This is a genomic window from Collinsella sp. AM42-18AC (assembly GCF_003467965.1).
GTDB lineage: Bacteria > Actinomycetota > Coriobacteriia > Coriobacteriales > Coriobacteriaceae > Collinsella.
Genome location: NZ_QSFY01000016.1, coordinates 38458 through 50554, shown reverse-complemented (window position 1 = coordinate 50554; position 12097 = coordinate 38458). Strand labels below are relative to the sequence as shown.

9 protein-coding genes are annotated in these 12097 nt (G+C 60.7%); all 9 read right to left on the bottom strand.

All coding sequences use genetic code 11. The features are described from left to right. Positions 1-96: 96 nt before the first annotated feature. Entirely contained in the window at positions 97-4878 is a 4782-nt protein-coding gene (locus DW913_RS08895; protein ID WP_117798275.1) for a 2-hydroxyacyl-CoA dehydratase, read from the bottom strand. 12 nt (positions 4879-4890) lie between these two features. Beyond that, positions 4891-5601, bottom strand: a complete 711-nt coding sequence (locus DW913_RS08890; RefSeq protein ID WP_117736137.1) for a TetR/AcrR family transcriptional regulator — start codon at positions 5599-5601, stop codon at positions 4891-4893. 255 nt (positions 5602-5856) lie between these two features. Further along, on the bottom strand, positions 5857-5982 hold the full coding sequence (locus DW913_RS10220) for a hypothetical protein (protein ID WP_255413571.1): 126 nt from the start codon (positions 5980-5982) through the stop codon (positions 5857-5859). Positions 5983-6138: 156 nt separating this feature from the next. Then, positions 6139-7002 carry an HAD-IIB family hydrolase gene (locus tag DW913_RS08885; protein WP_233503174.1) on the bottom strand — a complete coding sequence of 288 codons (864 nt, stop codon included), beginning with the start codon at positions 7000-7002 and terminating at the stop codon, positions 6139-6141. A gap of 109 nt (positions 7003-7111) precedes the next feature. Further along, entirely contained in the window at positions 7112-8374 is a 1263-nt protein-coding gene (locus tag DW913_RS08880) for an MFS transporter (protein WP_117798274.1), read from the bottom strand. Positions 8375-8474: 100 nt separating this feature from the next. Next, a complete protein-coding gene (locus DW913_RS08875) occupies positions 8475-9137 on the bottom strand; it encodes a TetR/AcrR family transcriptional regulator (protein ID WP_158551295.1) in 663 nt (220 codons plus the stop codon). Between the two features lie 74 nt (positions 9138-9211). Beyond that, entirely contained in the window at positions 9212-9550 is a 339-nt protein-coding gene (locus DW913_RS08870) for a P-II family nitrogen regulator (protein WP_117775909.1), read from the bottom strand. 48 nt (positions 9551-9598) lie between these two features. After that, complete coding sequence (locus DW913_RS08865; protein WP_117798272.1) at positions 9599-10876, bottom strand: ammonium transporter; 1278 nt, start codon at positions 10874-10876, stop codon at positions 9599-9601. A 198-nt stretch (positions 10877-11074) separates the two neighbouring features. After that, on the bottom strand, positions 11075-12094 hold the full coding sequence (locus tag DW913_RS08860; protein ID WP_233542041.1) for a putative ABC transporter permease: 1020 nt from the start codon (positions 12092-12094) through the stop codon (positions 11075-11077). Positions 12095-12097: the final 3 nt, after the last annotated feature.

The window sequence follows — 12097 nt, the reverse complement described above, 5'->3', positions numbered from 1 at the left end:
TGCGCGCCCCGCACAGGCTAAAGCCTTTAATAAAAACGGGTGGCAGCCGGTACGGCTACCACCCGTTTGTCTCATATCCAGCACAAAGCAGGCCAGTTACTTCTTAATGTCGCGTCCCAGGCGCTCGGCGACCGATGCCACGGCCTCCTCGCTGGCCGGCCCGCAGCTCACACAGCCATCGTGGGCGCGCATCTGGCCGGTGACCTCGTCCATCGCGAGCGGCGCCACCTTCTCGAGCTTAAAGCCCTTACCGGCGCGCATGTTCTCCTTGGCCACACTGATCATGAGCTTAATACGGTTGAGCTGGTTGACCTCGGATGCACCGGGGTCGTAGTCCACCGCGACAATGTTGCTCTCGGGGTGCTGACGGCGCAGTTCCTTGATCACGGCCTTGCCCACCACGTGGTTGGGCAGGCACGCGAAGGGCTGCGTGCAGATGATGTTGGGCGCACCGTGGTCAATCAGATCGAGCATCTCGGCCGTGAGCAGCCAGCCCTCGCCCATGTTGTTGCACACCGAAAGCACCGTGCGGGCCTTGTCGGCCATGGTGCCGATGCGCTCGGGCGCCTCAAAGCGTCGGGACTTTTCGAGCATCTCCTCCACCGGCGTACGCATCCAGTCCACGAGCTTGATGAGCGCCTGCATACCAGCGCGCGTGGTAGCAGAGCTTCCCAGCTCGTCCTTCTGCAGCTCGGCATTACTCATGGAGTACAGGAAGAAGTCGAGCAGGCCCGGCACCACGGCCTCGCAGCCCTCGCGCTCGATGACATCTACCACGTGGTTGTTGGCTGTGGGGTGGAACTTGACCAAGATCTCGCCGACCACGCCCACGCGCGGCTTGGTACCCTCGCCCACGAGCGGCATAGTATCGAACGCGCGGATGGCCTCGCGGCACAGCTTGGTGTAGTTGTGGCGGTTGAACTTGGGCGCCAGCTTGCGGGCGCGCGCCATGTACTCCTCGTAGAGCGCGTTGGCAGCACCGGGCGTGGCCTCGTACGGGCGGCAGCGGTAGAGCATCTGCATCATCACGTCACCAAAGAGCACCGCGTACACAGCCTGCTTAAGCAGGGCCGGTGTCAGCTTAAAGCCGGGGTTGTCCTCGCCGAGCGCCACGGCCGAAAGCGAGATTACGGGAATCTCGGGGTGACCGCTCTCGCGCAGGGCCTTGCGGATGAGCGCGATGTAGTTGGTAGCTCGGCAGCCGCCACCGGTCTGGCTGATGACCACGGCCGTCTTGGACAGATCGTACCTGCCGCTCTCGATGGCCTCCATAATCTGGCCCGTCACCAGAATCGACGGGTAGCAAATGTCGTTGTTCACGTAGCGCAGACCGGCCTCGACGGCGTCGTGATCGGTCGAGGGCAGCAGCTCCAGGTTGTAGCCGGCACCGCGGAACACCTCTTTGACCAGGTCGAAGTGGATCGGCGCCATCTGCGGGCACAGGATGGTGTAGCCCTCGTCGCGCATCTGCTCGGTAAAGGGCACCTTGGGCCACGCGGTCGAGGCACTCTCACGCTGGGCCTCGAACGTGTACTTGCGGCTCGCGAACGCGGGGGCATCCGTGGAGGGAGCCACCGGCGCGGCATCGCCCTGCTCGTAGGCCTCGCCCGCAGCGGTTGCCTCGGCCAGACGCTCGGCCTCCTGGTCCTTAAGCGCGGCCATGAGCGAGCGGATGCGAATGCGCGCGGCACCCAGGTTGGATACCTCGTCGATCTTGAGCACGGTGTAGATCTTGCCGCTGGCTTCCAGAATCTCCTGCACCTGATCGGTGGTCAGGGCATCGAGGCCGCAGCCGAAAGAGTTGAGCTGGATCAGGTCCAGATCGTTGCGCATCGTCACAAAACGGGCGACGGCGTACAGGCGGCTGTGGTACATCCACTGGTCGACGACGCGGATGGGGCGCTCGGGCTTCACGAGATGCGCGAGCGAATCCTCGGTAAAGACCGCAAAGCCAAAGCTCGAGATGAGTTCGGGCAGGGCGTGGTTGATCTCGGGATCGTTGTGGTAAGGGCGACCGGCGAGCACAATGCCGTGGCCGCCGTGGCCCTCAACCCACTTAAGAGCCTCCTCACCCATGGTCTGGATGTCCTCGTGGAAACGCGCATCGGCCTCAAAGGCAGCGTTGACGGCGGCATCGACCTCGGAACGCGTGATCTTGGGCCCACGCACGCGACCGCGACCGGCTTGCGCATCGGCCACACGGTCGACGGCGAGCACCTGGTACAGACGGCGCTTGAGCTCGGTCTTGTCATGATAGGGCACAAACGGGTACAGGAACTCGATATTCTGCTCGCGAATCTCATCGATATTGAGCGCCAACGCCGTGGGGTAGCTCATGACGATGGGGCAGTTGTAGCAGTTACCGGCCGTCGGGTCCTCCTTGCGCTCCCAGCGCACGCACGGCATCCAGATAAAGTCGACATCGCGGTCGATGAGGTTCATAACGTGGCCGTGGCTCATCTTTGCCGGGTAGCACACGCTCTCGGACGGCATGGACTCGATGCCCGCCTGGTAGGTCTTTTTGCTCGACTGGTCGGACAGCTGCACGCTAAAGCCCAAGCGCGTAAAGAACGCGTGCCAGAAGGGGTAGTTCTCGTACATGTTGAGCGCGCGCGGGATGCCGACGGTGCCGCGCGGGGCCTCGTCGGGGCTCAGCACCTCGCGGTTAAAGAGCAGATCGTTCTTCTTTTTGAAGAGGTTGGGCGCCTCGGTCTTTTGCTTTTTGTGGCCGGCACCCTTCTCGCAGCGGTTACCGGTAATGAAGCGCCTGCCGCCGCCAAAGTCGTTGACGGTGAGCTGGCAGTTGTTGGAGCAGCGGCCGCAGCGGACATGCTTTTGCGTCACGGTGAGGTGCGCGATGTCCTCGGCCGAAAGGATGGTCGAGGTGCCGTCGGCGCCGGCGCGATCGCGGGCGAGCAGGGCCGCACCATAGGCGCCCATGCAGCCGGCGATGTCGGGACGCACGGCATGAACGCCGGTGAGCTGCTCAAACGCGCGCAACGTGGCGTCGGACATAAAGGTGCCGCCCTGAACGATCACCTGGCTGCCGATCTCCTTGGGGTCGCGCAGCTTAATGACCTTGAACAGGGCATTCTTGATGACGGAATAGGACAGGCCGGCCGCGATGTCGCCCACCGTGGCACCTTCCTTTTGCGCCTGCTTGACGCGCGAGTTCATAAAGACCGTGCAGCGACTGCCCAGGTCGACGGGGGCCTTGGCATGGATGGCGGCATCGGCAAACGCGCGCACGTCCATGTTCATAGACACGGCGAAGCTCTCGATAAAGCTGCCGCAGCCCGATGAGCAGGCCTCGTTGAGCATGATGTGCTCGATGACGCCGTCCTTAACGCGCAGACACTTCATGTCCTGGCCGCCGATGTCCAGGATGAACTCGACGCCGGGCAGGAATGCCTTGGCGCCACGCAGGTGCGCAACGGTCTCGATCTCGCCGGAGTCGGCCTTGAGGGCCTCGATGAGCAGCGCCTCGCCGTAGCCCGTGGTGGTCACGTGGCCGATGGTACAGCCGGCGGGGATGTGGTTGTAGAAATCGGCCATGATGACCTTGGCCGTGCCCAGGATGTCGCCGTTGTTGTTGCCGTACCAGGTGTGCAACAGCTGGCCGTCCTCGCCCACGAGCGCGGCCTTCATGGTGGTGGAGCCGGCGTCGATACCGATGAACACGCGGCCGGTGTAGCCGTCGAGCTTGCCCTTGGGGACGACTTCCTGGTCGTGGCGACCCTTGAACTCGGCAAAGTCCTCGTCGGTGGCAAAGAGCGGATCCAGGCGCTCGACCTCAGCACCCTGCGTGTCGCCCAAGCTGTCGATAGCCTCGATGAGCTGCGGGAACGTGCTGAGCTTGTTGGACTCGTGCGCCATGGCGGCGCCGCTCGCCACAAACAGGTGGGCGTTTTGGGGCACGATGCGGTGCTCCTCGTCCAGGTTGAGCGTGAGGTAGAAGCGGTGGCGCAGCTCGGAGAGGTACTGCAGCGGGCCGCCCAGGAAGGCGACGTTGCCGCGGATGGGACGGCCGCAGGCGAGGCCCGAGATGGTCTGCGTCACGACGGCCTGGAAAATGGAGGCAGCCACGTCCTCGGGGCGGGCGCCCTCGTTGAGCAGCGGCTGAACGTCGGTCTTGGCAAAGACGCCGCAGCGGCTGGCGATGGGATAGATGGTGGTGGCGTTGGTCGCGAGCTCGTTGAGGCCGCTGGCATCGGTGTGCAGCAGGGTGGCCATCTGATCGATGAAGGCGCCCGTGCCGCCGGCGCAGGTGCCGTTCATGCGCTGCTCGATACCGTTGTCAAAGTAGATGATCTTGGCGTCCTCGCCGCCCAGCTCGATGGCGACGTCGGTGGCCGGGATGAGGGTCTCGACGGCGCGTTTGCTGGCGATGACCTCCTGGACAAACTCCAGGTCGAGCCACTGGGACAGCAGCAGGCCGCCCGAGCCGGTAATGGCGCAGGTCATCTGGGCCGTCGGCAGCACGGTCGCAGCGCCCGCAAACAGGTCGCGGGCGCAAGCGCGGACATCGGTGTGATGACGCTGGTACTTGGCGTAGACGATCTGGTTGTCGTCGTTGAGCACGGCGAGCTTAACGGTGGTGGAGCCCACGTCGATGCCCAGGTGCAGGTTGCCGCGGGCGGCCTCGGGGTTGAAGATCGCGCCTTCGGGGGCGTGGGCGGCGGCTACGGGCTCAGCGGCGGTGGCGGGCTCGCTAGCGATGGACGTCTCCCCTGCCGTGTTCTTGGCATCGGCAACTACCTCGGCAACTTTCTCGGCAGCCGCGGTCGCGGCCTTCTGCGCGGCGTCCACCACGGCGGGCGCGGCCTCGCGCGCGGCAGCAACCATACGGTCCTTGATGCCCTCGACGAGTTTGCTCATCTGTCTCTCCTCTTAGTTGTTGGACTCGACGGTTGCGGCGGTGTCGGCCGCGTCCTCGAGCTGCAAGTTCAATAGCTTCATGCCGTATTCCGGCACATTGATATCGATGGGTTGGCCATACAGGTCGCCGGGGCGCACAAAGGCGATAACCGTCATGATGCGCGCCATGGCCTCGGGCGATTCGGAAAGGTCACGCTCAAACCAGCGCTGAATCATGCCGACCTCGGCACTCACGACGTAGGTGACGTAGTAGTCAAAGAACGTGCCCAGCGCCAGGCCCAAAATGCCCGTCTGCGCACGCGGCACCACAGCCTCACGCGCGGTGTCGATAATCCTTTTAATGAAGGCCTGGTCGCCACCCGGACCCAGCAGCGCACCGATTAAGTCGCGGTTGGCCGCAAGATAACGCAGCAGCTCAACCGAACCGGGCGCCGGCTCGAGCTCATCGATGTTGTGATAGAGATCGGGCAGCTGAGCTGCGGTGATGAGCTCAATGCGCTCACGGATCTCGGCCAGCAAGCCGTCCTCGATTTGATTGATAAAGTCGGGAATATCGCGATAGTGCGAATAGAACGTGCGGCGCGTAAGGCCAGCACGCTCGGTGAGCGACGCGACATTAATGCGCGAAAGGTCGCCGCTTTCGGCAAGCTCGCTGGCAAGTGCCTGGCGAAGGGCACGCTGCGAGCGAAGGGACCGGCGATCGCATTTCTCGAGCTGGGACAAGCGCCCTCCTTGTTACTCAACCTGTGCGCTATTGCACAGTGCGAGTATTATTGCACACCGTGTGTATCAACACGTAAAGGCAATATTTGGGATGTGACAAAGGGACTGTCTTTTTGTCACATTAGGTTGCGCTCAGCTTTTAGAAGCGACATTGCCGATTGTCCAAAATGTCATTCGTGGGTAGAATGGTGTCGACGGCAGCCCAAGTTCTGCAAAGCTGGGCAGCGCCGTTGCGTGGATTAAGGGGTCAACGCCTTAGCGGCGGCGACCCCTCTTTCGTTGCTTCGAGCGTTGCTTGAGTGCCTCGGAAAGTCCGATAAGCGTCGTAAGAAGCGAGACCAATGCGGTCAGGAGCCTCACGAAATCAATCAAATCGGTCATGGGCATCACCTCCCATCAGATGGAGGGCGCTGCCCGGCACATGGAACTGCCGCCAACAGCAACAATTCTATCAAAGCGCAGTTAAATATGCGAATATATGTTCGTGTTTAAAGAAGCTAGTCCCCACTGTGACAAAGGGACAGTCCCTTTGTCACATTATTCAATGATGGTGCGGGAGCTCTGCTTATGCATGGTGGCGAGCATGTGTTTGGGGACGGCGTGGACCATGCAGCTGCCGATAGTTGCGCTCGCAGCAGCCTTAGCTGCATCGCTAGCGTTTTTGGTCGCATAGCTGTGGCGGAAACGCTTGAGCATGGCGATGTCGTTGCCGCCGTCGCCGTAGACCGCGACCTCGTCCTCGGCAATACCGTAGTAGCCCGCCAGCCAGGCCACACTCTCGCCCTTGTTGCACGCCACGTCCGTGATCTCGAACATCACCGGATCGAACGGCGCGTTGACCACATGGTCCGAGCGTTCGGCAAGATAGGCCTTAAGGTCACGCTCCAGCTCGGGCGAGGTCACGCGACAATTGATCTTGCATACATCGTGGCGCAGGATGTCACCGATCGACTGGTCGAAATACTGCTCCTCGTGATACCCACCGCGCGCACGCATGCCGCGCATCACAATACGCTTGATGGGGCTGTCCTTTTTAAAGCCCGCCTGATGCATCTCGAACGAACCGCTCGAGTACATGCCATCGGGCGTGGAACAATCAAAGCAAATGTCCGGGAACGCCTTGAGCAGTTCCTCAGTGACCTGCGGATCGATGGTCCAAGTCTTGAGCACCTCGCCATGGCTGTCGCGCACGATGGATCCATTGGAGCAGCAGGCGTCAAGCGCCAGGCCCGTAAAGCCATGCTCGCCGATCGGCAACGTCGATCGTCCAGTCGCGGGAACCACGTGCAGGCCAGCCTCAGTCAGCTCGCGAATGGCGCGGCGGATGGTCCCATCCGCCTCGTGCAGGGCGTTCAGCAGCGTTCCGTCTAAGTCACTCGCGAACATCTTGATCATGGACATGCCTCTCCTTCGTCTGCCCGATATTGTAGACGAAGGAGAGGCATGTCCAAACAATGCCGTCCCGGCGCGGCGTACCACCGCCTTCACAAATTCACGGTGCCCCAGCGCGTTAAGACAATCGCCGCAATCGATTTTTCAGCCGATAAAACAGAGCCGTCATCAACGTCAGCACCGCCAACATGGCTGCGAATACAATCGCCGGTGTCCATCGATCATATGCAGCCCCGTACGTCAATTGGCCGATAGGCGTTGCGCAGGAAAGGACCATGTAAACGACCGAAAGCACTTTTCCGCAGAGCTCAGTCGGCGCTGCCCGCTGAACAAACGCGATGATTTCAACCGACGCAATGCTTGCCCACACCATGACCCATGCCGAACCAACTGCAAACACGGCGAACGCACATACATCAGTGCCGCACAATAGCGCGACAATGATCGGCGCGACTCCAAAACAGATCATCGCAACATATCGACATATGCCATTGAAAGAAAAGCGATGCGGCCAAATGCCGACCAAGCCACTGCCGGTAAGACCACCCAAGCCCAGAGCAACCTCAACTATCCCAACGCAGGACGATTGCATGCCGAGATGCTTTGTAACAATAATGGGAGCGCCAATCGTTAGCCCAACCAACGCAAGGTTCAAAACGGCCGCAAGCAAAATCACAGCAACCAATGATGCATTTTGCAACAGATACCGAATCGACTCCCGAAAATCGTTTCGGCATGTCGTGCGAGTCGCGCCGTCTCCCATCGTTTCAGATGAGGCATTTTGCTTGAGTACGCCACCAAACAACAGAGCTGAAATCGCAAACGTTACCGACGCGATTGTGCAAAGAGCATCGATGCCAAAGCACCCATAGACTGCCGTCCCGACCACAGGACCCAAGATATTGCTCACCATGGTCACCTGCGAAACCAATGCAGTGGCCCGCTCAACCTTCTTTTCACCCGCCATGCGCACCGTCTCAATTTGGAGCATTGGCTTTAGCAGCGATTGAACACCATATTGAACACAAAGTATCGCTACTACGACGACCGCAAGAGGCAACGAGCGCTTCATGGGGATAGACAGCAGTGATGCAGTCATCAGAGCAATGCCGAGGGTCCGCTTTCGCTCGAGATGTCTTCCCCTATCCGCCAAGATTCCGCCAGCCGGAGTTGCAAGTACGCCGGGTATGAACGCTATCGCCGCGACGACGCCATATAACGTTGACGATCCACTGCGATCGAACAAGTAAAGTGGATACGCAAAGCACCGCGCCGACAGCATCGAATACGTGCACAGCTGCGCAACCAGAAGTTCCGCGAGCCTGATTGACCGCACTGTTTTTGATTTCAACGAGACACCGACGTCTCTCAGCCCAGCCATAAGCCCACCCCCTATACATACCACTAGTATGTATTTAATGACTTGAAAAGGGCAGCCGTGGCTACCCTCACAAATCAATTACATACCGTTGGTATCTATATTACCACCCGGCGCAGTCCCATACGTCCCAAATCTGCGCCGTTGTCTGGAGCACTTCCTCGCCCAAATCGAGTCCCACCGCAGAGGCCATCTGCGCCAAACATTGAGCGCGAGCGAGCATTCGATCCTTGGGTTCAAGCGGACGAAACAGTGGCAGCAACCAGAGATTCGCCAGCAACGATACGGCCTCTGCCGCTTCGCGCGGGCATTCGCACGCAATGGATCCGTCGGCGATGCCCTCCTCGATCACTGGCAAGAGACAGCCATCGGCCGACTCGTCAAATGAGCCCTGGTACTGCATCGCCAGTAGGCGCGAGCTTTTTACCGGATCTGCTGCAGGACGCATACGTGCCCATAGCTCAATTTGTGGAACAACGGACTCGGGAGCGTACAGTCGCTTGAGCTTTTGGGCTCCGGTCATATTACCGACGCCAAGCATCGAGCGGCGGCGCTCAACAATCGGAGTCATCGCCCGATCAAACGCGGCGTTGAAAATCTCTTCTTTGCTCTTGAAGTGATGATAGACAGCGCCCTTGGTCATACCATCGAGACGGTCAACGATATCTTGAATGCTCGTCCCCTCATAACCCTGTGCGCAGAATAGCTCCAGTGCCGCGTCGAGAATCTTCGCGACCGTCTCCTCGGGATATTTATTGCGACCCATAATCCGCCCATCCGCAACGCAAGCCTTGTGCCTCATTGCAGCATTTTAACGTTGCGGATGGCAGACGGTCGATTCTACACCGCGGCGGGGCCGTGTTCGCCGGTACGGATGCGGATAACATCCTCGACCGGCTCGACCCAAATCTTGCCGTCTCCAACGGCACCGGTGCGGGCGGCGTTGCAGATGATGTCGACAATGCCATCGACATGTTCATCAGCGCAGATAAGGGTGAACTGCACCTTAGGGATCGTGTTGACAAGCAACTCGTTGCCGCGCACGTATTCCTTCCAGCCATGCTGTGCGCCGCAGCCCTGCACCTGGTTGATAGTCATGCCGCGAACATCAGCAGCAAACAGCGCGTCTTTAAGAACCTCAAGCTTCTCAGCACGAACGATTGCCGTGATCTTCTTCATAGTGAATTCCTCTCTTTAAGAGTTGGTCTGACAGAACGTTTGAAACTGTTAGTCCAGACCACTAAACGAAGGATAGGCGCTCTCACCGTGCTGGCTCGCATCCAAGCCCAGTGCCTCGTCGGCCTCGTCCACGCGCAGGCTACCGTGGAACAGCGCCTTGACCACCGCGGCGATCAACAAATCGAGCACCAGCACAATAGCGACCGTCACCACAATGCCTAAAATCTGCGAGATGAGCAGCGACACGTCGCCCGTGTAGAACAGGCCACCCTTACCGGTCCACGAAAGCTCCGGCACACAGAACAGGCCCGTGAGCACGCCGCCCAAGATGCCGCCAATGCCGTGGCAACCGAACGCGTCGAGCGCATCGTCGTAGCCAAACTTGGTCTTAAGATGGCTGATAGCCAGGTAGCAGACAGGCGATACGATCAAGCCCATGACCAGCGCCGCCCACGGCTCGACAAAGCCTGCGCCGGGCGTAACCACCACCAGGCCCGCAACCAGACCGGTGCTGGCACCCACCAGCGTGGGGCGACCGGTGTGCACGCGCTCGACGGCAAGCCACGAGACCATGCCCGCCGCGCTGGCCGTCACGGTGTTGAGGATGGCGAGCGCCGCCACGGCGTCGGCCTTAAACTCGCTGCCGCCGTTAAAGCCAAACCAGCCAAACCAAAGCAGGCCGGCGCCCAGCGCCACAAACGGCACGTTATGCGGACGATAGCTCACCATGCCAAAGCCGCGACGACGGCCGAGCATTAAGCAGAGGATCAGGCCGGTAAGACCAGACGAAATGTGCACCACGTCGCCGCCAGCAAAGTCGAGTGCGCCGATGATGTCGCCGATAAAGGAGCCATCGCCGCCCCAAACCATGTGGGCGAGCGGCGCATAGACCACGAGTAGCCAAATGCCCAGGAAGGCCGTCATGGCACCGAACTTAACGCGACCGGCCAGGCTGCCCGTGACGATAGCGGCCGTGATCATGGCAAACGCCATCTGGAAGGCGATGTTGATGATCTGAGGGTAGACGGCACCGTCCGCGGCATTGCCCTCGGCCGCCTGCAGCACCTGGTGGAGCACCGGCAGGCACAGCAGCTGGTCAAGGCCTCCAATAAACGGACTGGAGCCGTCGCCGCCGTAGGCCAGCGACCAGCCAGCAACAATCCACAGCACACCAACCAGGCCAATGGCGCCAAAGCACATAAGCATGGTGTTGATGACATTTTTGCGCCTGGACAGGCCGCCATAGAAAAACGCCAGGCCCGGTGTCATTAAAAACACGAGCATGGTGCAGATGAGCATAAACGTTGTCGATCCCGTATCGTACATTCGCTCCCCCTTGGTCGCATGGACGTTGTCGGCGCCCATAATGCGGCCGAGGGGCAACTGGTGTAGACCAGATACGGCGTTGTTAAACGCTGCGTTGTCGAATGGAAACGGTGCCGCAATCTTGGAAACGGCGCGGCAACGGGCGCGAAACGAACGGGAAACGGGCGAACGAGAAGGGCGCGCTTGGCCCCGTCCCGGCTAGCGCCGGAACAGCTCGCGGGCTCGGTCGCGGAGGTCGGTAGCTCGGATGACGCCCTCGTAGCGATTGATGTGCAGACGCGGGAAGGCGTTAAAGAAGCGTAGGTCGCGGCGGCTGAGCGACACGCTCGGCACCGGACGGCTCATGCGCTTGCCGGCAAGGCGACGACTGAGCGACGGACGCGGCATGCTCGGCGCGGCATCGGCCACGCGGCGGGCAGCGAGCGCCAGGCCGCGAGCACCATCCGAGATAAATGTCGGCATCGAAGCCTTCTCGCGCAGGGCATCGAGCGCCGCGTCGCCCAGCTCGGCCAGCCACGCGTTAACGGCGCGACCGCGGATATGCGTCTGCGCCACCGAATCGATCGCCGAATCGGGAATACGTTCGAGCATAGAGTCGGAGGCATCGGCAAGCGACTCATTGATGCGGTCGGCAAGGTCGGCACGCACACGCTCCAGCTCATCGGACAGGCGGCGCCAGCTGGCCAACGAGCACACCGCATCGACCATCATCGCGACCGCGACGATAAAGGCGGACAGCCGCACAATCAGCACCGGCAGATGGCCAAGCAGCCCCAGCAATGCCGGCTCCACTAAACGGCAAATGCACAGCGCACCCAGGCCAAACGCGCAGGCCCAGTACAGACAGATGCGTCCATGCAAATTAAACGGCAGGTGCGAGTAATCCCAAAAGCGCGCGCCTGTTGTTTTTTCCAACAATACGCCTACGCTGTACTCAATCAAGCTGCATACGAGCGCCGCGGCAACAAACTGGCTCGAGGCATCCGGAATCCCGCGCAGCAAAAGCCAACAGGCTATGCCACCCACACCATAGATAGGGCAACACGGCCCCAGCAAAAAGCCACTGTTGGCAAATCGTCCGTGATTGAGCATGGCGCAAACCGTCGACTCCCACGCCCAGCCGCAAAACCCGTAAAAGGCAAACGAGAGCACCAGTGCCGAGAGTGGACAGGCGGCAAGCGTCGCGCCGCCAAAAGCCATGTCGATCGCGGTTCCCACCGT